Here is a 22,278-nt window from a genome sequence, read left to right as displayed (position 1 = left end):
GACACGGCGGAGGGAACGCGGCGGGAACGGACGGCGCCGAATTCGCTGCGCACACCAGCCCTGGCCGGCGGATGGCCGGACATGCGGCGCGCCGGGCGAATTCGGTGACGGCCGGGCGCGGGCCCGCAGCGGTGGCGGGAGCCCACCCTGGTAGCACTCAGAAAGGCGGGGCAGACGGCCAGACGGTCAGCCCTCACCAACCGCCACCCCTGATCGCTGACGCGATCAGCAGCAACGCGAAGCCCTTCCGGTCGCAGCCGAGTCGGACCGGGATGGGCTCACGAGCCGGGCTCGGTCACCGCCCGCGGGTGCGGTGGTGCGGGTGCACGGATTCGATGAACCGCAGCGGCACCAACACCTGTGCCCGCCCGCGGTCGGTGCCGTGGTGGTGGAGGACGGCGTGACGGCGACCGACCGCGTCGATGTGCCCCTGGTGGTGATGGCCGCCGACGAGGGCGATCGTGGCCCCGGTTCCGGATCGCCGCAGCCGATGTAGTTCGACGGCGATCGAGGCGGCCCGCCCGTGCGCGATGTCGGTGCCGTGCTCGGGCGCGCCGGTATCGGTATCGGTGTCGGTGAGTACGGTCAGACGCCTGGTGATGACCGCGCGCAGACGCGCGATGGCTTCCCACGGCGCGGCCTCGCCGTCGAGAGCCTCGAGGCGGTCGAGCAGGTGGCGAAGGAACCGGATCCCGGTCGTGGCCGTCTCGCGCGGGTCGTCTGCGCTCATTGCATTGACCCTGGCCCTCAGGCCACCAACCGGTCGCCGGTCCCGGTGCCGGTCACCGCAGCGGTGACGGTCTCGATACCGCGACGGTGGCGGTGCCGGAGGGCCCGGTGGCGGGCGCGGCGCGCGATCGCCTCGTCGGTGGTGCGCATTGCGTCGGTGGCCGGGCTCGGTTCGGCGTGCAACCGCAGGTCGTAGCAGTCCTCACGGAGCGGGCCGCGCACCCAGTCGCGGACCTCGACCTCCATCGGGACCTCGACGCCGGGGAAAGGTCCCGACCTTTGATCGAGAGGGCGGGTGTCGGCGGTGCCGAGTCTGGCCGCGGCGGTGGCGAGGACTCTGGCCAGTGCGGCGCTCGGTGAATGGGCGTGGCCGCGATACAGCAGTCCCAGCCACGTCCAGTCCTCGGGAGCCAGCTCGGCCGACGCCGCGGCCATCGCGGCGCGCGCCCGCGAGGGCGCACGCTCGGCGAGTGCGATCAACGCCGCCGCCGCTGCCGAGGCGGTGACCGCGGTGGGTTCGGTGAGGACTGGCTCGGTCATCTGGGTTCTCCTGGTTGGGTGAGAAAGTGGTGGATTCACATGGCCCCCAGAGGATCCGCCGCTCTCGTCTCGAGATCGTGGGTTCGATTCAGGGCCGTTCTTCGCGCATCTGCGACTCGCGGCACACGCGCTGCCAGGTGCGCATGAGTCGATCACCGGCGCGCATGGCCGCGACGGCGTCGGCGCGGTCGCTGGACTCGCACCACAGCTGCCCGTCGGAGCCGAGCACGGTGTACCAGCGGGTCGGCTCCCAGTCGCCCTGGTCGCGGGTGTAGGTCGAATTCCCGGTATCGCTCACGCGGCTGTTGACCTTTCGACACTGGATCGGCGCACGGAAAGCTCAGGCGCACCGGATTGGGGATCGGTCCGCGACCGTCAGCCAGTGCCGCCCGCCCCGGGTGCGCGGACGTGGGTGAGACGGTGGTGGATACACCCGTCCGGGGGTGTCGGGTGTATCCACCACGCGCGCGCACCCTCCCCGCGCGGGCATCGCCACTGATGCGGGGTGGGCGGGGGCGCAGTCACGCAGCGCGCGTTTCTAGAACGGGGGCTCCTCGCCCCCACCGAATCCGCCCCCGAACCCTCCACCGAATCCGCTACCGGTGCTGGCCCAGGGATCGTCCCCGCCGTTCCGGTTGCCGGTGGCGGCGCCGACGAGTTCACCGGAGCGGTCACTGCTTTCGTTGCTCGTGTTGGTGCGGTTGGCTTTTCGCTGGGTGACCTTGGCGGTGGCATAGCGCAACGAGGCACCGACCTCGTCGACCTCGAGCTCGACGACGCTGCGTTTCTCGCCCTCGCGGGTCTGGTAGCTGCGCTGCTTGAGACGGCCACTGACCAGAACACGCGCTCCACGTGTCAGGCACTCCGCGGCATTCTCGGCGGCCTCTCGCCAGAGGCTGCACCGCAGGAACAGCGCCTCGCTGTCCTTCCACTGATTGGTGGCGCGGTCTAAATATCTCGGGGTGGAGGCGACGGTGAAGTTCGCGACCGCGACACCCGCGGGCGTGAATTTCAGCTCGACGTCGGCGGTCAGGTTGCCTATCACGGTGATGACGGTGTCTCCGGCCATGGGTGTGCTCCTTCACTATTCGCGGGATGTGGTGTGCGACCACGGCGTGGTGCGGTGGTCAGGGATGTGTGCGGGTCGTGGCGTCGACGGCGGCGATTAATTCGGTGACGGTGGTGACCACGCGGGCACGGATGTCGATCGCGGCGGTGACCGCGCCCGGCAAGGGGAGCGCCTGCCGGGGATGGTGACGATCTTCGTTGAGTTCGGGCAGGTTGGCCTCGATCCACGCCAGCAGTCCCCCGGCGTGGCTGATCACGTGGTGGGCCGATCGGCGGTGGTGAGGTGATCGTGGCAGGCGTGGATGATCGGAGCTGGCTATCAGGTGGGGGCTGAGCGTGCGCAGCAGGGGGTCGGCGTCCTGGCGGTTCATGGGGGCTGAGCCCTCGGGCCTGTCACTGCCTCGGTTGGTCGTGGGGTGTGATGGCCTCGATGAACCGCAGCGGCAGCAACACCCCCGAACCGTTGCGATGTCCGATGACGGTGTGGTGGCGGTGCACGTCGTGGACACGGACGCGGTCGTGGCGATGCCCGCCAACGGTGGTGATCGTGACCGCGGCGGCGGCGGCGTGGCGGAACCGGTGCAGCTCGACGGTGAACAACGCGATCACCGGATCGAGGTCGACATTGTCGAGGTGTGCGGTGTCGGTGAGGATGCTCAGCCGCTGGTGCAGCAGATCCCGGACGTGGACGAGCTCGTCGAGGCGGGTGCGGTCACTGAACCAGCCATCGATACCGGAGACGAGGTGGCGCAGAAACGCAACCTCGGTCCCATCGACATCGGGTGGAAGGGTGCCCTCGGCGCTCATCGCCGCACGCTCGGTGTGGGCCGCTGATGGTGCCGGGTCGCGAGCGCGGCGGTCAGGTTGTCAGCGTCCTCGGACCCCAAATCGGAGTAACCCCAACCGATTCCCAGGTCGTGCGCCTCATCCAACACCGGAGACATCCCATGGCCGACGGTGGCGACGGTGGCGCAGCGGCCGTCGAGACGCGACAGTTGCGGCAGGACGCATGCCAATTGCGGATAGGGCATGAGCAGAGCCTCCTTTCAGGAGAACGGGCAACCGAAGTGCCAATGCGCGGTGGACGCGGTACCGCAGCGGCACGGTTCGGCGCACGGCCGCGGGGCATGGTTGCGGGGCAGGTAACGGGCGGCAGCCGCACGACCGAAGGTGGTGCCGGGTCAGCAGGTGGGTCCGGTGGGGCTGAAGGTCATCTCGAACTTGTGGGTCGAGACGGTGAAGACCAGCCAGGCGTCGCGGGCGGCGTAGGTGCGGATCAGATCGATGAGGGCACCGTCGTGGGCGGGGGCGGTGAGGTCGATGTACTCGGCGAAGTCGTCGCCGAGTGGTCCGCCGTCGCTCCAGTGGGTGCCGGATTCGTGGCCGTGGGCGTAGACGATCCGGGCCATGTTCTCTGGGCTGCCGGGTTCGCCGGGCTGGCGGGGGATCGCGTTGCTCATCAAATAGATTCCGTCGTCCTTCACCCAGATCAGCGACGGCACCGCAGGACCGGGATCGGCGTAGGGCGAGCGGGAATGCTCGGTCGCCGCCATCGCGTGCTCGGCGAGGTCGATCACCTTCGACAGCCGGAACCAGAGTTGGACCACGGGCATGGCAGAGCCTCCCTTTTCGTCGGGTATCGGTGGGCCGAGTCGGGCGACGCAGTCGACGCGGACGAGTTCGGTTGTGGCGGTGGGGTTTGCGACTGGGTCACGAGGACCGCTGGCGGGCAGAAAAGGCCGCGCACCCACAGGGGCCGACCAGCAGCGCGCCTTCGCCGGCAGTATCCGGGTGAGGCGCCGCGCAATCGGTCACGGAAGTCAGTGACGACCCAGCTGCAACGGTGGGCGCTCAGGCCAGGTTGATCGCAGATGCCCTCGGGCGGGAAGGGTGGTGCGCCCGAAGGGGGCGGGCGCACCACCTTTGGGTGCCACGCGGTGCGCCGGGCAGGGGTTGGCGCTGGCGTGGACGTTGCACCGGGTGAACGCAGAAAGCGACCCCCCAGGGACCCCCGACGAGTGAGCTTAGCTCCCTTGCCGGGTGCCCCGTGAGGGAAGCCCGAACTCAGCTCGGCGACCACACCGCCGCGTGGACTTGTCGTGCCAGGCGTAGGGGCTCAGGTCAGTGGCGATCGTGTGCGCTGGCGCAGCATCAAGGCGTCGGTGACGTCTTGATTGTTGGGTCGGTCCGCCGCCCGCAGATCACACAGGGTCCAGGCCAAGCGAAGTACGCCCTCGGCTCCGCGGGCGGAGATACGACCGGTCCGCAGGGCAGACTCGATCGGGGTGGTCACCGCCGTCGGGTACGAGAAATCGTGACGCAAAACCGTGCCCGGCACTTCGGCATTGCTGTTGTACCCGTGTTCGCGCCACCGCCACGCCGCCGCTGCACGGGCCGCGCTCACACGCGCACGGACGGTCTCACTGGTTTCTCGGGCGAGGGTAGTGAGCCCAGTAACGTTGTGGAACAGGTCAACCCAGATATCGATGTGATCGGTCCACGCACTGGCGAGTCGGTCGAGGTAACGTCGCCGGACCATGGGAGAACAGCCGCAACCAGTTTCGGTGGCGGCCCCGCACTGGCACACACAACTAGCGACAACGAGTTGGAATCGGGTCGGGTAGCGGGTGATGCCGTCGCGGCGGGCGATGCGAACTTCACCCTCGGTCAACGGTGCCCGCAGTGGTTCCCGTACGCGGGTTCCGAGTTCGGTGACGTCATCGAGGAACAACACGCCGTGGTGGGCGCGGCTGAGGGCGCCGGGCAACGGCTGGGGAGAAGAGCCGCCGCCGAGCATGGCCGAGACGGAGCTGGAGTGATGCGCGGCGACGTACGGCGGCATCGTGGACACGACCTGGTCGGGGTCGGTTCCGGCGGTTGAGGCGATGGCGGCGACTTCCAGCGCCTGGGCGTCGGTTAGGGGCGGCAGGATGCCCGGCAGGCTTTGCGCCAGAAGGGTTTTCCCGGACCCGGCACCGCCGAGCAGAGCGAGGTGATGCCCGCCGGCGGCGGCGATCTCCAGGGCCCGCTTGGCGTGTGAGTGACCGGCGATATCGCCGATATCGGTTCGCGGCAGCGGATATTCGGGGACAAGCCGGTCTGGTGTGGTCAGTGGTTGTTGGTGGCGAAGCCATCCCAGAACCGCACGCAGATCCGGGGCGGCGAGGATGTCGATCCCATCGACGGCGGCGAGTTCGGTGAGTGCTTGCTCGGGGACGACGACAGCTGGATGGTTGTTCTGACGCGCGGCGAGCACGGCGGGCAGCAGCCCGCGGCAGCGGCGCAACCTCCCGTCCAGTGCCAGCTCGCCGAGGAACACCACGCCGGTTCCCCGTTCGGCGGGGACCGCACCGGATGCGGTGAGCACCGCAACGGCCAACGCAAGATCGTGCGCGGCACCCGACAACGGGACCGCCGGCCAAGCAGCGAGGGTCACCCGGTGGTCGGGCCAATGCTCCCCGGAGTTGGTGATGGCAGCGCGAATACGGTAACGCACCTCCGCTCCGATGCCTTCGGTGCTGGCGGTGACCGAGGGCAGGCCCGCAGCGATGTCGGCGTGGACTTCGATGACCTGTCCGGTCACACCGGCGACGGCCACGGTGTTACTGCGCCCGAGCCTCATCAGAACACCTCCTGCCGATGGCTGGGGGAGCGACCGATTCTGGTTGCGCGCGTATGTGTCCGCGACGAGGGCGAACCCGATGGTGGTGGCTGGGGCGGTGGTGAGGACGGTTTGTTCATGATCACCTCGAATCTGGATCAGCGGAGACAGTGTTGGGTGGGGCGGTGATCAGGAGGGAAGGTCGCCGGTGGGTGTGGCGGTGAGGGTGATGCTGGTGACGCGGTCACGGGCTGGGGGTGTGTGAATGCGCACCTCGATGCGCGCTGTGAGCGCGCCGGGTGCCGGGGATCCGGTGTGCCAGGGTTCGAACCGGTCTTCGTCGAGCGCGGGCAGGTTCGCGCGGATCCACGCCACGAGTTCGGCGGCGCTACCGATCACTACAGTGCGGTGTGGTCTGGAGCCGTACCGCTCATCGGCTCGGTGCCGAGGTCGATGCCGAGCTCAGCGGCGATCCCCAGACCGCTATAGGCCAACCGGCGCAGGACCTCGGGGCGCAATCCGGTGCGTAGCGCTGTCTCCAGCAGGATCGCCATGGAGTGCGCGGGATCAGCGTCGAGAGCAGCCTGAAGGGCGACGCCCGCCAGCGGGCCGTCGCCGCGGAGGTATGCACTGTAGGCGAGAAGTGTTGCGGCATCAGCACGGTCACTGCCCGGCAACGCTCGCGTCAGTGCGGCCCACAGGTTTTCCGCGGCGGCAGCGTGCTCACCGACAGCCAAGGCGAACAGCGAGTCGCGCACCGTCCGATCACGCAGCGCCGCGGCCAGGTCCGCGCATGCCGGGGCGGTGAGCGCCCCACCGGAGTCGGTGTCGGCGATCTGCCACAGGATGTTTTCGAGTGCGCGCCGGTGATATCCGTCGGGATCACCGCGCCGGACCGCCGTCGCATAGCGTTCGTGCGCGAGAGCGCAGGCGGTGTCGAGAAAGGCCGTCACCTGCTGGGCCAGTTCGTGGTCGGGGGTGACCAGATCGGTCAGCTCCGAGCGGTCGCTGCGGATCGGGCGCCCGTTGAGCACGTGCGCCACGGTGACCATCGATGCGGCCGGGTCCGGCAGCATCCCACGACGATTCGCCTCCAGCAGGCTCCACCACCGCTGGTCTTTCTCGATCGCTTGCACGGCCCACGCGCCCTCGAGGAACACCTCCCGCTGCGCGAGCCGCCGCGCGAACTCGGCGACGAGCGCGGCCGACGGCCCAGTAACCGTCGCGCTGTGTCTGCGCGTGCGCCGCGATTCGCGCACCCGATCATCGACGATTACAGCGAGCACCTCCGATGCCCCCTCCGCTGCACAGATCTGCGCCACAGCCTGTGCGTACGCCGCGGCCAGACCACGCCGACTCCTGCCGTCGGTTTCGAGATCGAAGCGCAGTACCGCGTCGATGATCGGACTGTGGCCCGGATTCGGTGCATCCCGCAGGACAGCGACTACCAGGGACCGCTGCGGTATGAACCCGACCATGGCGGGCACCGCAACAATCAATTGCCCGGGATCATCGACATGCAACCTGTCCGCGGCCGCGTGCTCCTCGTAAGTATGGCCGGAGGCGGCGGAGGGCGTCCCGGTGCTGGCTGGCCACTGGGCGTCGTCGGTGTTGTCGGGCATGGGTTTTCGTCTCCTTCGCAATATCGGTGGTAGGTGCGATTCGGCAGAGGGTCGGCCGTGCCGGTCCGGCCTCTCGGCTCGTGGAATGCGATCGGTTGTGTCGATGCCGCGCCAGGAGGCGCAGTGGCCTCCTGGCGGGGTGGATCAGGGGTGCACGCGCCCGGTGGGGTGTGGCTCGACCGGTGGTGAGGATCAGTGGGTGGCCCTCACCTATCCAGGCGGAATGGACGTTGCTGTGGAGTGAAAGTCGGTCCCGCCGAGGCAATGTCCGGTGGGGCCGTAATCCCAGTCATGGCGAAGGAAGGGGGTGAACCATGCCGCACCGAGGGTGAGGCGATCACGATCGACGACGACCGCAGAGAAGTCACCGGGAGGGCCTTCGCGTGCCCGCATCGGCAAGGTGCCGCCGCCAACCAACACACCCCCGACCCCTGCACACACCAGAATTCGTCGGCGGACATGATGCCCCCAAAACGCCTGCGACGTAGGCATATTGAGTGCTGTCCAACACACGGCAGCCGAGACCGGGCTGATGACGGCGAGCCACTGCGGCAGGGGCGTGAGAGCGGTCGTATAGGCCCCCCGGCAACGGGTGCCGTGCCCGCTGCGAAGTTCGGGCGATGGAGCGGGGCAGCGGTGGATATCGACAGCGGCGAGGCGCTCGCCTCCCCCGCAGGGTCCGGTGTCGGTCATCGCCGCAGGTAGCGGGGGCGGCTGCGGGAGTAGCGCAGGCCGTTGGCGATGGTGTGGTCGGCCTCGCCGGTGGTGAAGCCTTCGACGCCGACGTGCACGGCCGCAGCATTCGTCAGGATGGTGCGGGCGTGGTGTTCGGTGATCTCGTCGGCGGCGACCAGTCGCCCCAGCACGAGCGCGGAGCGGAACAGGGTGTGGTTGCGCAACCGGACGCGCGCGGTCGCGACGCGGTGGGTTTCCCCGGTCAGGATCGCCGCGAGGTAGGCGTCGGGGTGCGTCGCACCGGTGGAGGGTGGGGCCGGTGTCGGTGGTGGCGGTGTGAGCAGGGTGACGATTTCGGTGGGTAGGTCGGCGACGGGGTGGTCGCCGGCGAGGGTGTAGTCGCCGTGGCGGGTGCGTGAACCGGCGGCGATGATGTAGCCGCCGTGGCCGCGGGTGTCGATACCGTCCCCGAGACGCCCGATGCTGCACGGCAGCCGCGGTGTTTCGGGAGCCCGGTAGTAGAGGTGCCAGCCGTGCGGGGTCGCCACCGTCCACGTCACCGGCACCGGCGCGCTCGATCTCGCGGTGAGGCGGGTGAGGGCGTCGGCGAATCCGGTGGCGGGCGGGCGCATGTGGCGGGGGTCGAGGTCGATCACGCACAACCCGGCCGGTCCGGTCGCGATCGCGACGTTCCGGGCCGGGTCCTGCTCCCACCATTGGTGAATGCGGGTCGGGTCGGTGCTGGCGTGGTCGGGCCAGCGTTTGAACACCGGCGGTTTCTTCGCCCCGGGACGGACCGGGAACACCGGCCACCCGCGCGCGGCGGTCTCGAGGGCCACCGCCCGCAGATCTAGAACCCGCGCGGTGGTGGTCACCAGCGGGATCCGTTGTGGCGGGCGGTGCGCGCGATCCAGACCGCGGTGGCGTGCAGTTCCCGCATCCGCTCGCGCACTGTTTCGAGGGTGTCGGGGTGCGCGGGATCGGTGGGCAGGGCCGGGTAGTCGAGGTGATCAGCGCGCAGGAGCAGATGCCAGGACAAGCTCATCTGGTCGAACACGCGCACGGTGGAGCGGAAGTGGCCCTGTGCCGCGACGGTGATGATGATGTCGGCGGGCTGGTGGTCGACCACGCACAAGCTGCGGGCCTGATATCCGGTGCCGGTGCGGGCCAGGGCGTCGATGGTGGGTTCGTCGGGGGTGCGCACAACTGACTCCTTCAAGGGAATGCCGCGAAGACCAGCAATGCGGCGAAGATCGTGACGCGGTCCCGGTGCGCCCGAAGGGGTTTCGGGCGCACCGGGAGCCGGGTGTGGCGGATCGGTCAGGCCGCTTCGGGTAGGTCCTGGGCGTCGGTATCGGTCTCGACGGACGCCTCGGTGTCCGCGGGTTCGCCGGTGGTGGGGTTGTCGATGTCGATGTCAACGGCTTTGATCTCCCCGAGGGCGGCGAGTTCGACCGGGACGAGGGTGTAGCCGAGTTCGCGCAGGAACCCCAGGTAGCGGCGTGCGCCGGAGTCGGCGTAGCGCCACAGGTCCTTGTCGGCGCGGTGTTCGTAGCCACCCAGCACCAACGCCAGCGCGATGACCTGGGCGCGGGCGGGTTTGATGGTGTCGAGGGTGGCGAGCATGTCGTGGCGCGACCGGTAGCCCTCGATTCCGAGCAGTTTCAGCGCGGAGTCGAAGGCGTGGTACTCGTTGACCAGCCCCGGGTCGGCCAGCAACGCCCGGGTCAGGAACAACGCGGCCTGCGCGGGCGGGGTACGCCGCGCCAGCAGCCGGGTCACGAACTCGACCCGGGTTGCCTTGGCGGCCAAACCGAGCTTGTTGAGCTCGCGCACCCGCCGCCGCGCGGCCCGCTCGATCTCGGCCGCCTGCGCCGCTGCCTCGGCGGCGGCTTCGGCCGCGGCGCGCCGAGCGGCTGCGGCCTGTTCGTCATCGCCGGCCCCGCCGTGGGTGCGGTGCTCGCCGTAGGGGTCGTCGACGTCACCGTCGTCGGTGAGATCACCCGTATCAGCGGTTTCGGTGTCGTTGTCGGTGTCGACGCGTTCGCGCAGCCCGGCCGCGTCCAGGAGGTCGCGGGGCAGGAAGTACTCGGGCAGCAACTGGTCGCGCTGTTCGACCTCGCGGGCGTGGCGCAACCCCTCGGCGGGTTCGGTGTCGGGCTGGTCGCGGGTGTCCCAGTCCACGGTGTCGGGGTCGACGAGATGGCCCGTATCGACCTCGACCCACACCTGCTCCTCGGCGACGTCGATCCACACCAGCCACGCCCTGGGATTTGCCGCGATGTGGGCGAACTCGATGGCGTTGCCGTCGCCGTCGACGAGTTCGGCCGCGCACGCCAGTCCCATGTCGGTGTTGTCGAGGTCGGGGTAGTCAGTGAGGATCCCGAGCCCGGCCTGGGCGTAGGGGAGGGCGTCGGCGAGGTAGGCGCGTCGTTCGGCGCGGTCGGCGGCGATGCGGTTGGCTTCGTAGTCGAACAGTCCGCTGCGCACGTTGAGCAGCCGGTTGACCGCGTCGAGGTCGCCGACGTTCTCGTATTCGGCGATGACCGCGGCGTGGGCCAGGTCGTACTGGTCGTCGTCGATGAGCCCGCGTGCGGTGGGCGAGGTGCCGACCTTGCCGACGAGTTTGACTTCGTCGCGTTTGGTCTGCAACGCCTTGGCCACGCGGGTGACCGAGGCGCCGAGGTCGAGCATCGCCGCGATCCCGGCGGCGCGGTCGCTGTTGGTGAGCGGGATGCGGCGGTCGTTGAGGGTGATCTGTTCGGTGATGCGCTCGATCTCGGCCTCGGTCGTGTCCACGCTGGGGTCGAAATCGCGGATGTAGACCGGCACCTCGGGCAGTTCGTAGGCCAGGGCGGTCAGGGTGCGGACCTGCCCGTCGCGCACGATCAGGCGGCTGTCGGGCATCCGGATCACCAGGATCGGGTCCCGGACACCGTGTTCGCGGATGGAGTCGGTGACCTCGGGGTGGTCTTCGAGTCGGAAGGTCTTGCGAACGTTCTCATCGATCTCGAGGTCGGCGGGATTCGCGGTCGGCCCGGTGCACAACTCGTCGGGGGAGCCGCGGAATTCGGCAGCAACGTCGGTGTCGGTGTCCGGGTCGGTGGTGGGATCGGGGGCGAGGTCGATGGCGGAGGCCACGTCGCCGATTTCGGTGTCGGTGGTGGGAGTGTCGGTGTCGGTGGGCATCGAGATGAGCTCCTATCGTGAAAGAGGCAGGGACCGGCCAGCTTTGGACTGGACGGTCCCTGCCTCGGGGACGGGACTTCGATGGGATGGGGCGAAAGGGCGGACTAACCGCTCGCGGGCTTGGTGGGTTCCGGGGGGTCGGCGTCGATGACGATGTCCAGATCGGCGCGGGCGGTGGCGATCTCGCTGTCGATGCCACCGTGTTTGTGGTGCACGTCGCGATAGTAGGCGCGGCACACGACCCCGGAGATCGAATCGGCGCTGCCCTTGCCGCTGGCGTGACAGCACGGTGTCAGCACTGCCTTGTGCTTGGTGGCGAACCTGATGACGACACAGCCTTCGACGTCGAGGCCGAGGATCTCATCGACACTGTCGAAGCCCCTGGGCAGTCGCAGTTTTCGCTTTTTGTTCGTCATGGGCGCAGATGTCCTTCCTGGATTGGGAGGGGTCTCCCCGGTGCGAAGCAACACGACATCGCGGTCGCCCGGGCCGGGAGCGTGTCGATCACGTCTGTGACTGCGATGTCCTGGCCGCAGCGCACGACGTCGGTGACCGCGTGGCCGGTGGCGAGATCGTTGGACACCGACCGACCAGCGGTCCGTGGCTTGACGGTGTCGCTCCGACCAGGCAGGTGTCACCACGTGGTGGCGGGCGCGGGCGCTCGCGAGCGGGCGCTACTTCTTGGTGCGGGCGGCGACGTTGATCGGGCGCAGGTGCCGGGCACCGTGCGGCGCGGCGGGGTCGGTGTAGCCCCAGTGCTTGGCTTTCCAGTCCGGGAATTCCTCGCGCCAGCGGGCCACGGTGTCTGCGTCCAGCGCGGTCACCGCGCCGGCGGCACCGAAATGTTCGGCGGTGTCGAATTCGGCGCGGGTCAGGGTGGTGGTCTCGGCCATGGGTACAACTCCTTCGAGAGACAGGGACAGGGAGTGAGGGACTTTTCGAGCGGGGGAAGGGGATCTCGGTGCCCTCAGACCAGGGTCATCGCGGTGAGGGCGAGGTCGTCGAGGTTGTCGGCGCGGTCGGGGTCAGCGATGGTCTGGGAGTAGCTGGTGACCGCGTTGGCGATCCCGGCGGCGGTGAGCTGGCCCCCGGCGATGAAGTGCGACAAGATCCCGGTGCGTTCGTCCTCGGTGAAGCCGAGTCTCTTGCTCATCACCTCGAGGGTGCGTCCTGGCTGGGTGACCGGGGTCGCGGCGTGGCGTTCGAGTTCGGCCACGCGGGCGTTCAGGAACCCCGGGGACATCCACTCGCTGACCTTGTCGCGGGTCTCGGCGGTGATGACCGCGAGGCGTTTGCGCTGGGTGTCGGGGGACCAGGCGCGGGTGCCGCCGATTTCGAGGCGGTCCCCGACGTGGCGTTTGGTGAACGCGAACAGCGGCAGCGTCAAGCCGTTGCCGCAGATCTGGACCATCAGTTCCGGTTTCAGCGTGACCGCGTGGTGGCCGATCTCGGAGTTGGAGAACCGCAGCCCGGCGAACACGACCGGTTCGGTGCCCGGTCGGTAGCTGCGGCCTTCGCGGGCTGCCAGGCGTCGTCCGGTTTCGATCTGCCCGGCGGCGCGGCGGCGTTCGGCTTCCAGTTCCGGGTTGGCGAACGGGGTCCGATAGTTCTCGAGCAGCCTCGGGGCGAGGGCGCGGATCTTGGGGGAGTACACCTTGCAGTGCATGGAGGATTCCGACAGATCACACGAGCGCACCGTCACGTCGGTGTCGGCGAGGCGGATGCCGTCGAGGACGGCGGTGAGCACGTCGAGGTTGTCGATGATGCCGTAGCGGTCCGAGAGCACCGCCCGCAACACCCCCGGCTGGTCGGGGTGGCTGGAGGTGAACAACCGCAGCAGGAACGAGCGCTCGTCGGGGCCGCCGGGCAGGCGCGGGTCCTGCGGTCCGTGGAGCAAGCCGTTGATGTTGGCGTCGTAGAGATCGGTGCGTTCGATCTCGCGCAACGCTTTCAGATAGCCGGCGGGGATTTTCAACTTCGACCCCAGATGCGCATCCGCGGCGCCGGTCGGCCGATACAGGCCATCGACCGGGGTGACACCGCGCTCGTCGAACACCGGCTCCACCCCCGACAACTGCAACAACCCATCGCAGGCCCGCAACGCTGATGCGGGGGCCAGGACATCGAGTTTGGCGGCCTGCTGATCGTTGAGCAGACCCACCAGGTCTCCCAACTCGGCGTGACGCACACAGGAGGCGATCGACATATCAGCGTATTCCTTTCTCGGACAGTCGGATACGACGCGACACCCACCGATGCGGCGGGTGTCGTGTGAGGGAGGGTGCAAGGGGCAGTTCGTTGGGTGCAGGGCACGCGGGCGTGCTCAGGCGCTGGTAGGCGCGCTGGGGGAGCACGTCGAAGACGGTTGTCGTCCTCGGTCGGATCGCGGCGAGCACCGGCCGAGGCGACCGCCTCGCGATGCGTGGCGGCCTCGGCATCGGGGGTACTCGGTCGCGTTGACCCGCATCCGCCTCGCCAGGTGAGTGCTCGAAGGGCTCAGGCGTCAGGGGCGAGTCTGTCGCCTCGGCCGCTACGGCGTAGTTGTCGAGGTTGTCGATCTGTTGGATGAGTTCTTCGATGGCATCGAGTTGTTCGGCAGTGGGCGCGGGTATCGCCACGATCGCCGTGGTGCGGTAGCAACCCTCGTCGGCTAATAACCGGATCTCACCTACTGGGCACGCAACCACTTTGGCCGCCAAAAGCTGTCGGCACCCGGTGCGATACTTGCTCTGTGCCTCTCGCCATCGACGCTACGCGCGCGCTTCGGACTCCGGCGCAGCTGGAACAACTCATTCGAGCCGTGTATGCGGCGGATCCGGCCGATGAGACCCGAGCTGTTGAATGGAAGGTCGGTTTCGATACCATCACGTCGAACGAGGCATCGTTCACGATCGCGAAAACCATTCTGGGGTTCGGAAACCGCCCAGTTGAGGTCGCGAAGAAGGATTTCGAAGGCGTCGGCTACTTGCTCGTCGGCGTCGAGCCCGGCTCGCTCCAAGGGCAGGCAGTGCCCGACAGCGCGGAGCTCCTCAACGCCGTCCGTCGATACGTCGGGAATGGGATACCGATATGGGATCCACGCACCGTGGACGTCGACGGGCGAACCATACTCGTGATCACTGTCGAGGCGCCCCGATCTGGAGACAGAATCGCACTCTTGCGCAAGGCATTTCAGCCTGCAAAGGGAGGAGTGTTCGCCGAAGGTACCATTTTCGTCCGCCAGCCAGGCGCCACGGAACGCGCCACGCGCGAGGATCTCGAGATGCTACAGGACCGACTCCTCGACGGCGCCGCAGAGAACAGCGCTGCAGTCCGCGAGCTTGAGCAGCGCCGCGAAATCCTCCTCTGGACGGCAGAACTCATCGAAGCGGGTGAAGTCTGGGCCAATTCCATGGAGATCCTGGTCGTCGCCAGCGCTTCCGAATCGTGGAGTTCGAACGACTGGGTGGAGTGGTTCAAGACCGACAGCGGGCGTGAGCAGGTTGCCTCGATGAAGCTCTTGCAACGCAATGCTCGCAAGATCCGGTTGTTCTCCAAAGACACGGCGCTCTTGGCTGCAATTGCCGCAGTCGAGGCGGTTCTCACGGATTCAGAGGCTTTCGACGCCTGGCACGCGTCAAAGGGGAAGAGTTCAGAGGGCCGCGTCCAGGCATATCGTCATCTGAATCGTGTACGTGCTGGACTCCAGGCTGTGGAGGCGGCTGCTGTCCCGCTCGAAGTGGAGGCAGTCGAGGAAGTGCGCTGACCTGGCCCTGCTGCACAGTCCGCGATCTGGAAGGTAAGCACTCCCGCCCGCGAAGTGCTGTGCTGTACTGGACCCGGCCTGCCCAGAGCGCCGCCGCCGTTCACCCGCGACGGATCGTTGTGCTCTCCAGGACGCGTGTCTCGCAATGTATGCGATGACGAGCAACAAACGCATCGGTCAGGTTGGTGGAATCGATGAACATCGGCTGCTCCTTTCACAGCGGTACGGAACGGTTCGCGAAGGTCCACACCGTTTCGATGGTCCACGCGCGGCCCGTGACAGCAGCGCCCGCGCCAGCCGCCGCGGCTCACCTACCGCCCCGAACGGGCAGTGATCAGTGCCGTTCATGAGGAAATCCCCTCTCCTGGTAGTGAATTGGCCGCTCCGATTCAGCGCACCATTCACACGACGCCCCGACCGGGCCGGTAGGGGGTGTTATTCGCCGAAGGCGGTGATGGGGCGGCCCGAGCGCCAGTTGGTCCAGGCGTCGGCGATGTTGGGGCGTGAGCCGTCCGCGGCCACGAGCACGGCGTAGGCGTGGGCGAAATCGACGGCGTCACCGGGGGCGATACCCGCCGCGTCACACCAGCCGCGCGCGTAGCCCAGCGCCTCGGCGCACAGCCACCACGCCGTCCGGTTCCGCAACGCCGCGTCGTACTCCTGGAAACCGGGTACCCGCTCGATTGGTGCCGGGGCGGGAGCGAGGTTCACGGTGAGGTCACCGCTCACCCGCCACGCGACCCACGCACCTGCCAGACCCGGCACGAAAACGCCTTCGCCGGTGAGGGATTCGGTGACACGGTCGGCGTAGGCGGACGCGAACGCCGTAGCGGTGGCGGCTTCGGGGGTAGATGGGTGCTGGATATGCAGCACGCCCCACACGAAGCCTTCGGCACGCGCGCGAGCGATATCGGTGCGGGCGTGGATTTCGGTGTCGGTGGCAGGCGGGTCAGCGGGTACGGGTGTGGACATGAGGCGATGACTCCTTCGAACGAACGACAGCGCCGCCCCGGGCAAGGACGGAGGCGGCGTATTGGCCTGTCTGACAGGGGGCTTCGAGACAACCGCGCACCGGCACGGTGACCACGGTCTCACCGACCCGCATTCGGTAGTCGCCGAGGCGTGCGGGCGTGGTGCGGGCAATTCGAGGAGCCCTATGGGGTGCCGAAACCGCGCAGATGCAGGGCTTCGACGATGTCGTGGGTGCTGGGACGGTCGGCGCCGCGGCGGGTGATCCGGCCGACCCGAAGCGCCACCTCGAGCGGAGCGGCCTCGGTTCGCGACAACGGAAAGTGTTGGCGCAGTGGCGGTGCGGGGACGCGGGCGTTGGTGGTTGTGGCTGTGTTCGCGCCAGCGGGCCGCTGCCGCCGCGCGGGGCGAGGGTGACTCGGTGGCGGACCTCGGCGCTGGTTCGCGGGAGTCATCCAGGTCCCGCCCGGACTGGGAACCGTGCCCTCGGGTGTGCGGGCGGGGTCAGGATGCGGGCAGGTAGGCGCGGGCCTCGACCAGGACACGGACCTGGTTGTGGACCTCTTCGGGCCAGCACACCGGGCCGGTGACCGCGAACTCGGTCACCGGGAGTTCGACAGGGTCACCGTGCATGCGCCCGATCGGGCGGCGTTGCGCGCGCAGGCGCACCATGCCCGGTTCGGTGATGGGTTCGGGTGGGGTGGCTGGTTGTGGGTGGGACCGAAGTGGGCATGGGCAGGACCGCCTTTCACGGTCGACGTCATGGAAGTCCAGGTGGGAAAGCGTGCCGCGGGGCGGGGCTGCGGCCCTGGCACGCAGTCATCGGCCACGCCCCCAGCACGGTTCCCCCCGACGCGACACCGACACAACGGACGTTCCGATCATCCCCGGGCGTGGCGGGAACAATGAGCGGTCATGCATAGCTTCCCGCGATTGACTGCTCTGTTCGGTGCTCCGGTCGATGCGCTTACCAGGGACCACCTCGAAACGGCGGTCGACCGCCAGATGCCCGAAGCCGAGGATCTGGACTTCAAAAGCGACCTCTACGGCAAGACGCCCGAGGCCAAACAAGAACTGGCCAAGGATGTCTCGGCCCTGGCTAACGCCAGCGGCGGAGTCCTGATCCTCGGCATCGCCGAACGGAACTCGGTGGCGGAGTCGCTGAAACCGGTCCCGCTTCAGGCGAAGGGGGCCGAGAGCATGCAGCAGATCTGCCAATCATGGATCCGGCCGTTCTTGCCCGGACTTCGCATCACAGAGGTACCCGACCCGGCGAAGGAGGGCAGCGGCTACTACGTGATCTTGGTGCCACGCAGCGCTGACGCCCCGCACGCCGCGATGCGGAATAGCGATGGCACGCTGCTCAGCTACCACCTGCGTGATGGAGCGACCATACGCTGGCTGGCCGAAGCGGAAATCGCTCGCCGTTACCGAGACCGGTTCGTCAGCCGCGTCGAACTGACCGCGGCCCTCGACCTGGTCCACGACGACGGCGTCAGCCACATCAGCACCGCTACCGGACAACCGTGGTTGACTCTGTCGGCCTATCCCAGCGCTCCGAGAACGCACCGGGTCGGAGGCTCCGCCACCATCCAGCAGATCACCGACGAAGTGACCGAGTGGGGCTCGGCAACGCCGCCTATGCCCGGCTACTTCCTCGGCAGTCACCTTGAAGGCTATCCGGGGGTCCGGCGGGCGTTGATCACCCGCTCGACAACCTACGGTGGTGAGTTGAACGAGACCTTCGCCGAACTTTACTTCAACGGAGCAGGATTCGTCACCCACACGGCAATGACCGTCGCGGGCCACGGCGACTGGCCCGAACCGCTCGCGCTCGACGTCCTCGAACTCAACCTGCACGCAATGGTGTCGCTGCTGGCCAACCACGCCGCCAGCTCCGGCGCCGGCGGTGACTGCGAATTCCGTGCCCAACTGCGCCTGCCTCCACACATGGCGGGAAAGGACGCCAGCATTCGCACGGTCCGGCCCACAGTGGTGCTCGCGCCAACCCCGGGATCGAGCGAGACATACGAACAGGTCCGGCGATCGATCTCCGTCCACGCCGAGTTCGTCGACGCCCGCACCACATCTAGCCTCGAAGAACTCGCCGAGAGCTGGAAAGCGCAGGTGCGGACCGCGCATGCCTTGGCCGTTGACATCCTGGGACGGTTCGCCGTTGCCGATGCTGTCGTTCTACGCGCAGATGGCACCTTCAATACTGCGGCCGTCGACACCGTGCGTGGCAACGCGATCGCGCAGTGGGCGCAATCCGCTAAGCCCTGACGACGAGCCAGCTTGCATGGTGCAGAGAAGCTCGCGCGCCAATGCTTCGGTGCCCGGCCAATCGGCGCGGCCCATGTCGGCATGGACAGTTATGACGCGGTGGAGGATTCGTGCTTCGTAGAAGAGGTGGGCCAGGAGTCGAGGCTGGCCTGGCTGTCCTTGCCACCGCTGATACTGATGACGTAGTGGTCGTAGCTGAGCAGGTCCGGGCCTGGCGACAGCGCGAAATCGACGCCGCAGCGAGGGAGTAGGAGTTGCCGAGCGCGGGAAACACGTTCGTCTAGTTCGGACAGTAGGTCGGTGGTCATCACCCAACCGGCTCGTCGGGCCAGTGGTGGGTCGGGGCATTGAACAGATCGACCAGAGCACGCACGCGAAACTCCTTTGCAACAATCGGATTGGTAGCCGACTTCTAAGGGGGAGCGTGTGGCGGATGGGTGCGGGAAGTCCCAGGCACACAGGTTCGACCTGGGCGTGCCGCGAGTACAACGCGAGTAGAATCGGGTGCGGGAGAATCTGCAGGCGGGCCTGAAATTCAGGAGGCCGCCATGTCCTCACATCGCCCTTCGCGGTCACCGCGGACAATTCGATCCCCGGAAGTCGTTGAACGACTGCAACGCTCGCGCGACCGCATCCGGGAACGTCGAGCGCTGGCACGTCAGCGTGAGCGCACGATCACCGAGGCGGTGAAGCGGTATCTCAGTAACTGGCAGGCGATCACCGCGTGTGAAGCCAAGCGTGACAACGAGATCGAAGCACTGCGTCAGCAGATCAGCGAGGTCGAGTCACGCGCGGCGCGCGAGATCGCCCGCCACCGCGGCGACCAAGCTGAGGCCGCAGCAGTGATCCGTGATCACGGTCAAACCGACGACGACGTCGCTGAACTGCTCGAGATCAGCACCAAACAAGCCCGCCAGCTCATCACCGCTGGCCGCGCACACCGCGGCACACCCTCACCGGGCGCTTCACCGGCATCCACCGCCGCGCCGACCGAGCAACCCGAGCATGCTCGCCACGTTCCTGCCGAGCGCAGCCGCCAGGAATTGCGGGAAGAAATCACCGACCCAGTCGGTACCGGCGCGGCCCGCGCATCAACACCTCCAGGGCCGACAGGCCACGACCAAATCTGAAAGCTGTGGCTGAAAAGGGGAGATCATTACGGTTGTTCGGCGGGAACGGCGTAGGTCAGATCGGTCGGCCACGGGTAGGTTCCTGGCGTGTCGGCGACGGCTTCGACGACTGCTTTGGTCGGGTCACCATCCACGCCGATCTCGACGATGCGAAACACACTCACCCCTCCCGGGGCTACGTGGATCAGGGACCCTACTTCGAACTGCACGAGCGCGAGAGTATCGGAGGGCACCGACAGGTCGGTATTTTCTTGAGATACGCTGACAATCGTGTCTGTACCACCGCCGATGCTGGCGACCACCGGGCGGCCGCCAGCTGACACCGGCCGCTGGGCGGTAGAGATGAAGTGGGACGGGATGCGTGCGATTTGCCGCGTCTCCGGCGGGCGTGCGGAACCCTACAGCCGCAACCGCAATCACGTCACCGCGTCCTACCCGGAATTGGCCACCACGGTCGAGGAGCTCGCCGGTCGCACCGATCTGATCCTCGATGGCGAAATCATCGCACCGGATCCCGTCACCGGGATCCCGTCATTTACTCGACTTCAACGGCGTATGCATTCATTTCGCCCGACGCGCGAACTCGTGGCCGCAGTACCCGTGCAGCTGTCCTGCTTCGATTTGCTCGAACTCGAAGGCGAGAACACGATGACACAGCCGTATGTCGAGCGCAGAGCCCGTCTGAGTGAACTCGGCCTCACTGCTCGCGATGTACAAGTTCCGCCCTATTGGACCCATATCTCCATCGAGACGATGCTCGACACCGCGGCATCCCATGCGTTGGAGGGAATCGTCAGCAAACGCCTCGACTCTTAACCGGAGTACGCCATATCCGCGTATCGAAGGCCTTGCCGTTAACTGATCTGGGTGGTCGAACAACGCGCTCAGCGGCATTACAGGACGTTGACAGGCTAACGATTGGCCTGCCGGGCAACACGGTCAGCGCCAGATCAGTGCATTCATAGATAGGCCGGACTCTGACCACCTGTCACCGTTGGAGACCGTGCCGCGCTGTCCGGACACGAGCGGAAGAAATTGTCGGGCGCGATCGGCCGGGGCACGATAGTTTTTGGCCATGACCGATCGAGTGACCGCTCAGCGTGATCACAATGATGTGTGGCGAGACAAGATCCAGGAACTGATCGATCACCACCGATCCTTGTTCGATAAGGCAGGACGCCAGATTCCGTACCCAGTGGAACCAGCCAGCGATCTGCAAACTGACCGAGACCGCGTCCCTGATCTCTGGGTCGATTCCGTGGTCCAACGTCAGATCGCGCACTCGATCGACTGTGCGCAAGGGATCCGCGACCTAGCTGAGATCGGCACCCACTCATTTGCGCATTTCGTGCTGATACGAGGGATTTTCGAATCATCAGCGATGGCTGTGTGGCTCCTGGAGTCGGACGACCAAAAGATCCGGCTCGGACGTCTACTCGCTCAACACGCCGATCATTGGCGCGAATATAAGAACGCCTACGATCTGACCGACATCGACGTTGGCACTCTGTACGCCGACCGCGCAACCGGTCTCAAGAAGATGATGCAGGACGCTGGCCTGCGGCCCGCCGACTGTAAGTTTCCTGGCTACACCAAGTTGATCAAGACCGTCGACGACAGTCCGTGCACACCAACCTCGCTTGAGCTGGCATGGCGTCTGTGCTCCGGAGTCGCCCACGGAAAGACCTGGGCAACCGCAGCAGTCACTACTGAGGTCGAACCCGGGCCGACGATCGTCTCCGGCCAATACAGCGGTCGAATGCCCGACTATCAGACCGTCAAGACTATGCTGGGAACGGCATTCAGGACACTCAGTCACGCCGATGTCCTATTCGAGATCAGGCGAACCTCCCGACCACACGCCATACGGTCGGTCCTCCAACCTCACCCAAGCTGAACCGCCCTGGCGCCCAATCGAGTTAACCGATCGGCGATAGCAGCCTGCTCGCAACGGGCATCAGACCCGTGGTCGGGGCAAGCCATAGGCACGGTTCGCGTGAAGTCGCCACGAACGCATTCATCGAGAACCTGACGTGCGGACCCAGCGCACCGAAATCCGCTGCCCCAGCGCGATCATCGGCATGTGCGTGGTGCGCCGCGAGGCGCTTCGTCGTATCCCCGGCGCAGCCGGGACGGATTGGAGGGAGGTCTGTGGGTCTGATGACTAACCCTGCGTCGAAAGGCTAAGGGGACAAGAGCATGTCAGGAAACCGGCGACCGGGTCCAGGTATCAGGGACGGTGCGTCGGGGGACCCGTGCAATAAGGCGAAAGCTGGATTGCCTCAAGCCCAATCTCCAGACGGTGCAAGTGCCCGCCCGTCGGAAAGATACCTGTCACCGAGCGAGTCCAGACACACCGCGGCGGTCGTGCTGACGTAGCCGCAGCGATCACCGCGACCCGGACACCGATATCCGGTTCGGTCGCCAGCTGACACCGACCTGGCGCTGGCAGCGGACAATATTGTATGACGGTCGGTTGAGGCGGTGTATCCCTTAAGTCGCAGATGGGAGGGTTATCCGCAGCGCTTGAGTGATAACAAGCTTGAACAAATGCCCCCGGTGCCGCCAGTCGGCTTGCAGCGTCGGGCGGTGGATGTCGCGGCCGTTGTGGCGTGTCAGTCTGGGGTAGGGCAGCTTCCATTGATGCAGCTCAAAGCCCTATATTGCCGAATTCCATCAGCTGCGGCTAAGCGCCGGGCCTGCGGGATCTCGCTCGTTCCGAGACAA

Annotated in this window: 27 protein-coding genes; 5 read left to right on the top strand and 22 right to left on the bottom strand. The window is 67.1% G+C overall.

The window, feature by feature from the left end:
- Positions 1 to 295: 295 nt before the first annotated feature.
- The 17 genes from ACQP2U_RS24745 to ACQP2U_RS24665 all read right to left on the bottom strand — a co-directional run bounded on the left by ACQP2U_RS24745 (position 296) and on the right by ACQP2U_RS24665 (position 13,630).
- Entirely contained in the window at positions 296 to 730 is a 435-nt protein-coding gene (locus ACQP2U_RS24745; protein WP_433709675.1) for a hypothetical protein, read from the bottom strand.
- Between the two features lie 17 nt (positions 731 to 747).
- On the bottom strand, positions 748 to 1,269 hold the full coding sequence (locus ACQP2U_RS24740; protein ID WP_433709674.1) for a hypothetical protein: 522 nt from the start codon (positions 1,267 to 1,269) through the stop codon (positions 748 to 750).
- Between the two features lie 88 nt (positions 1,270 to 1,357).
- Positions 1,358 to 1,567 (bottom strand): hypothetical protein, encoded by a 210-nt coding sequence (locus ACQP2U_RS24735; RefSeq protein ID WP_433709673.1) that lies wholly within the window; start codon positions 1,565 to 1,567, stop codon positions 1,358 to 1,360.
- A 240-nt stretch (positions 1,568 to 1,807) separates the two neighbouring features.
- Positions 1,808 to 2,338: a single-stranded DNA-binding protein gene (locus ACQP2U_RS24730; RefSeq protein ID WP_433709672.1), complete on the bottom strand. Its 531-nt coding sequence runs from the start codon at positions 2,336 to 2,338 to the stop codon at positions 1,808 to 1,810.
- A 58-nt stretch (positions 2,339 to 2,396) separates the two neighbouring features.
- Positions 2,397 to 2,708 carry a hypothetical protein gene (locus ACQP2U_RS24725; protein ID WP_433709671.1) on the bottom strand — a complete coding sequence of 104 codons (312 nt, stop codon included), beginning with the start codon at positions 2,706 to 2,708 and terminating at the stop codon, positions 2,397 to 2,399.
- A 22-nt stretch (positions 2,709 to 2,730) separates the two neighbouring features.
- Positions 2,731 to 3,144 carry a hypothetical protein gene (locus ACQP2U_RS24720; protein WP_433709670.1) on the bottom strand — a complete coding sequence of 138 codons (414 nt, stop codon included), beginning with the start codon at positions 3,142 to 3,144 and terminating at the stop codon, positions 2,731 to 2,733.
- A complete protein-coding gene (locus ACQP2U_RS24715; RefSeq protein ID WP_433709669.1) occupies positions 3,141 to 3,368 on the bottom strand; it encodes a hypothetical protein in 228 nt (75 codons plus the stop codon). Before ACQP2U_RS24715 ends, ACQP2U_RS24720 begins: the two co-directional genes overlap by 4 nt.
- Positions 3,369 to 3,518: 150 nt before the next feature.
- On the bottom strand, positions 3,519 to 3,950 hold the full coding sequence (locus ACQP2U_RS24710) for a hypothetical protein (protein WP_433709668.1): 432 nt from the start codon (positions 3,948 to 3,950) through the stop codon (positions 3,519 to 3,521).
- 503 nt (positions 3,951 to 4,453) lie between these two features.
- Positions 4,454 to 5,959, bottom strand: coding sequence for a YifB family Mg chelatase-like AAA ATPase (locus tag ACQP2U_RS24705; protein WP_433709667.1), 1,506 nt, complete (start codon positions 5,957 to 5,959; stop codon positions 4,454 to 4,456).
- A 168-nt stretch (positions 5,960 to 6,127) separates the two neighbouring features.
- Positions 6,128 to 6,337 (bottom strand): hypothetical protein, encoded by a 210-nt coding sequence (locus ACQP2U_RS24700; RefSeq protein WP_433709666.1) that lies wholly within the window; start codon positions 6,335 to 6,337, stop codon positions 6,128 to 6,130.
- On the bottom strand, positions 6,337 to 7,560 hold the full coding sequence (locus ACQP2U_RS24695; RefSeq protein WP_433709665.1) for a DUF4192 domain-containing protein: 1,224 nt from the start codon (positions 7,558 to 7,560) through the stop codon (positions 6,337 to 6,339). The genes ACQP2U_RS24700 and ACQP2U_RS24695 overlap by 1 nt, the downstream gene beginning before the upstream one ends.
- 689 nt (positions 7,561 to 8,249) lie before the next feature.
- Positions 8,250 to 9,110 carry a bifunctional DNA primase/polymerase gene (locus ACQP2U_RS24690; RefSeq protein ID WP_433709664.1) on the bottom strand — a complete coding sequence of 287 codons (861 nt, stop codon included), beginning with the start codon at positions 9,108 to 9,110 and terminating at the stop codon, positions 8,250 to 8,252.
- Positions 9,107 to 9,439: a hypothetical protein gene (locus ACQP2U_RS24685; protein ID WP_433709663.1), complete on the bottom strand. Its 333-nt coding sequence runs from the start codon at positions 9,437 to 9,439 to the stop codon at positions 9,107 to 9,109. The genes ACQP2U_RS24690 and ACQP2U_RS24685 overlap by 4 nt, the downstream gene beginning before the upstream one ends.
- A gap of 116 nt (positions 9,440 to 9,555) precedes the next feature.
- Positions 9,556 to 11,424: a ParB/RepB/Spo0J family partition protein gene (locus ACQP2U_RS24680; protein WP_433709662.1), complete on the bottom strand. Its 1,869-nt coding sequence runs from the start codon at positions 11,422 to 11,424 to the stop codon at positions 9,556 to 9,558.
- 104 nt (positions 11,425 to 11,528) lie between these two features.
- Positions 11,529 to 11,840: a hypothetical protein gene (locus ACQP2U_RS24675; protein WP_433709661.1), complete on the bottom strand. Its 312-nt coding sequence runs from the start codon at positions 11,838 to 11,840 to the stop codon at positions 11,529 to 11,531.
- A 258-nt stretch (positions 11,841 to 12,098) separates the two neighbouring features.
- Positions 12,099 to 12,317, bottom strand: coding sequence for a hypothetical protein (locus ACQP2U_RS24670; RefSeq protein WP_433709660.1), 219 nt, complete (start codon positions 12,315 to 12,317; stop codon positions 12,099 to 12,101).
- 74 nt (positions 12,318 to 12,391) lie between these two features.
- The gene (locus ACQP2U_RS24665) at positions 12,392 to 13,630 is read right to left on the bottom strand and encodes a hypothetical protein (RefSeq protein ID WP_433709659.1); all 1,239 of its coding nucleotides are present in this window, start codon (positions 13,628 to 13,630) and stop codon (positions 12,392 to 12,394) included.
- Between the two features lie 525 nt (positions 13,631 to 14,155).
- Between ACQP2U_RS24665 and ACQP2U_RS24660 the strand changes: the two genes are divergently transcribed.
- Positions 14,156 to 15,169: an AlbA family DNA-binding domain-containing protein gene (locus ACQP2U_RS24660; RefSeq protein WP_433709658.1), complete on the top strand. Its 1,014-nt coding sequence runs from the start codon at positions 14,156 to 14,158 to the stop codon at positions 15,167 to 15,169.
- A 435-nt stretch (positions 15,170 to 15,604) separates the two neighbouring features.
- On the opposite strand, the gene ACQP2U_RS24655 is transcribed toward ACQP2U_RS24660, so the two are convergent.
- From ACQP2U_RS24655 to ACQP2U_RS24645, 3 genes are all read right to left on the bottom strand, one after another.
- On the bottom strand, positions 15,605 to 16,141 hold the full coding sequence (locus ACQP2U_RS24655) for a hypothetical protein (RefSeq protein ID WP_433709657.1): 537 nt from the start codon (positions 16,139 to 16,141) through the stop codon (positions 15,605 to 15,607).
- A gap of 182 nt (positions 16,142 to 16,323) precedes the next feature.
- Positions 16,324 to 16,593: a hypothetical protein gene (locus tag ACQP2U_RS24650; RefSeq protein ID WP_433709656.1), complete on the bottom strand. Its 270-nt coding sequence runs from the start codon at positions 16,591 to 16,593 to the stop codon at positions 16,324 to 16,326.
- 49 nt (positions 16,594 to 16,642) lie between these two features.
- Positions 16,643 to 16,810: a hypothetical protein gene (locus tag ACQP2U_RS24645; protein ID WP_433709655.1), complete on the bottom strand. Its 168-nt coding sequence runs from the start codon at positions 16,808 to 16,810 to the stop codon at positions 16,643 to 16,645.
- A 261-nt stretch (positions 16,811 to 17,071) separates the two neighbouring features.
- Here ACQP2U_RS24645 and ACQP2U_RS24640 point away from each other — a divergent pair, with 261 nt between their 5' ends.
- On the top strand, positions 17,072 to 18,421 hold the full coding sequence (locus ACQP2U_RS24640) for an AlbA family DNA-binding domain-containing protein (protein WP_433709654.1): 1,350 nt from the start codon (positions 17,072 to 17,074) through the stop codon (positions 18,419 to 18,421).
- An 89-nt stretch (positions 18,422 to 18,510) separates the two neighbouring features.
- On the opposite strand, the gene ACQP2U_RS24635 is transcribed toward ACQP2U_RS24640, so the two are convergent.
- Positions 18,511 to 18,729 carry a hypothetical protein gene (locus ACQP2U_RS24635; protein WP_433709653.1) on the bottom strand — a complete coding sequence of 73 codons (219 nt, stop codon included), beginning with the start codon at positions 18,727 to 18,729 and terminating at the stop codon, positions 18,511 to 18,513.
- 240 nt (positions 18,730 to 18,969) lie between these two features.
- On the opposite strand from ACQP2U_RS24635, the gene ACQP2U_RS24630 reads away from it, so the two are divergent.
- Positions 18,970 to 19,551, top strand: coding sequence for a hypothetical protein (locus tag ACQP2U_RS24630; RefSeq protein WP_433709652.1), 582 nt, complete (start codon positions 18,970 to 18,972; stop codon positions 19,549 to 19,551).
- 26 nt (positions 19,552 to 19,577) lie between these two features.
- On the opposite strand, the gene ACQP2U_RS24625 is transcribed toward ACQP2U_RS24630, so the two are convergent.
- Positions 19,578 to 19,760: a hypothetical protein gene (locus ACQP2U_RS24625; protein WP_433709651.1), complete on the bottom strand. Its 183-nt coding sequence runs from the start codon at positions 19,758 to 19,760 to the stop codon at positions 19,578 to 19,580.
- A gap of 61 nt (positions 19,761 to 19,821) precedes the next feature.
- Between ACQP2U_RS24625 and ACQP2U_RS24620 the strand changes: the two genes are divergently transcribed.
- Together ACQP2U_RS24620 and ACQP2U_RS24615 are read left to right on the top strand one after the other, a co-directional pair.
- A complete protein-coding gene (locus ACQP2U_RS24620; RefSeq protein ID WP_433709650.1) occupies positions 19,822 to 20,367 on the top strand; it encodes a hypothetical protein in 546 nt (181 codons plus the stop codon).
- Positions 20,368 to 20,626: 259 nt separating this feature from the next.
- On the top strand, positions 20,627 to 21,448 hold the full coding sequence (locus tag ACQP2U_RS24615; RefSeq protein WP_433709649.1) for a hypothetical protein: 822 nt from the start codon (positions 20,627 to 20,629) through the stop codon (positions 21,446 to 21,448).
- The last annotated feature ends 830 nt before the right edge of the window (positions 21,449 to 22,278 follow it).

Origin of the sequence: Nocardia sp. CA-084685, from assembly GCF_050955785.1 — a bacterium.
Classification (GTDB): Bacteria; Actinomycetota; Actinomycetes; order Mycobacteriales; family Mycobacteriaceae; genus Nocardia.
The sequence above is the reverse complement of the archived record's forward strand: the minus strand, read 5'-3'. Positions and strand labels throughout refer to the sequence as shown.

What these genes read in the sequence shown, in the direction of transcription:
- ACQP2U_RS24745 (WP_433709675.1), bottom strand. Translation starts at nt 730, where the DNA reads ATGAGCGCAGACGACCCGCGCGAGACGGCCACGACCGGGATCCGGTTC.
- ACQP2U_RS24740 (WP_433709674.1), bottom strand. Translation starts at nt 1,269, where the DNA reads ATGACCGAGCCAGTCCTCACCGAACCCACCGCGGTCACCGCCTCGGCA.
- ACQP2U_RS24730 (WP_433709672.1), bottom strand. Translation starts at nt 2,338, where the DNA reads ATGGCCGGAGACACCGTCATCACCGTGATAGGCAACCTGACCGCCGAC.
- ACQP2U_RS24725 (WP_433709671.1), bottom strand. Translation starts at nt 2,708, where the DNA reads ATGAACCGCCAGGACGCCGACCCCCTGCTGCGCACGCTCAGCCCCCAC.
- ACQP2U_RS24720 (WP_433709670.1), bottom strand. Translation starts at nt 3,144, where the DNA reads ATGAGCGCCGAGGGCACCCTTCCACCCGATGTCGATGGGACCGAGGTT.
- ACQP2U_RS24715 (WP_433709669.1), bottom strand. Translation starts at nt 3,368, where the DNA reads ATGCCCTATCCGCAATTGGCATGCGTCCTGCCGCAACTGTCGCGTCTC.
- ACQP2U_RS24710 (WP_433709668.1), bottom strand. Translation starts at nt 3,950, where the DNA reads ATGCCCGTGGTCCAACTCTGGTTCCGGCTGTCGAAGGTGATCGACCTC.
- ACQP2U_RS24705 (WP_433709667.1), bottom strand. Translation starts at nt 5,959, where the DNA reads ATGAGGCTCGGGCGCAGTAACACCGTGGCCGTCGCCGGTGTGACCGGA.
- ACQP2U_RS24695 (WP_433709665.1), bottom strand. Translation starts at nt 7,560, where the DNA reads ATGCCCGACAACACCGACGACGCCCAGTGGCCAGCCAGCACCGGGACG.
- ACQP2U_RS24680 (WP_433709662.1), bottom strand. Translation starts at nt 11,424, where the DNA reads ATGCCCACCGACACCGACACTCCCACCACCGACACCGAAATCGGCGAC.
- ACQP2U_RS24675 (WP_433709661.1), bottom strand. Translation starts at nt 11,840, where the DNA reads ATGACGAACAAAAAGCGAAAACTGCGACTGCCCAGGGGCTTCGACAGT.
- ACQP2U_RS24670 (WP_433709660.1), bottom strand. Translation starts at nt 12,317, where the DNA reads ATGGCCGAGACCACCACCCTGACCCGCGCCGAATTCGACACCGCCGAA.
- ACQP2U_RS24665 (WP_433709659.1), bottom strand. Translation starts at nt 13,630, where the DNA reads ATGTCGATCGCCTCCTGTGTGCGTCACGCCGAGTTGGGAGACCTGGTG.
- ACQP2U_RS24655 (WP_433709657.1), bottom strand. Translation starts at nt 16,141, where the DNA reads ATGTCCACACCCGTACCCGCTGACCCGCCTGCCACCGACACCGAAATC.
- ACQP2U_RS24650 (WP_433709656.1), bottom strand. Translation starts at nt 16,593, where the DNA reads ATGACTCCCGCGAACCAGCGCCGAGGTCCGCCACCGAGTCACCCTCGC.
- ACQP2U_RS24645 (WP_433709655.1), bottom strand. Translation starts at nt 16,810, where the DNA reads ATGGTGCGCCTGCGCGCGCAACGCCGCCCGATCGGGCGCATGCACGGT.
- ACQP2U_RS24635 (WP_433709653.1), bottom strand. Translation starts at nt 18,729, where the DNA reads ATGACCACCGACCTACTGTCCGAACTAGACGAACGTGTTTCCCGCGCT.
- ACQP2U_RS24630 (WP_433709652.1), top strand. Translation starts at nt 18,970, where the DNA reads ATGTCCTCACATCGCCCTTCGCGGTCACCGCGGACAATTCGATCCCCG.
- ACQP2U_RS24615 (WP_433709649.1), top strand. Translation starts at nt 20,627, where the DNA reads ATGACCGATCGAGTGACCGCTCAGCGTGATCACAATGATGTGTGGCGA.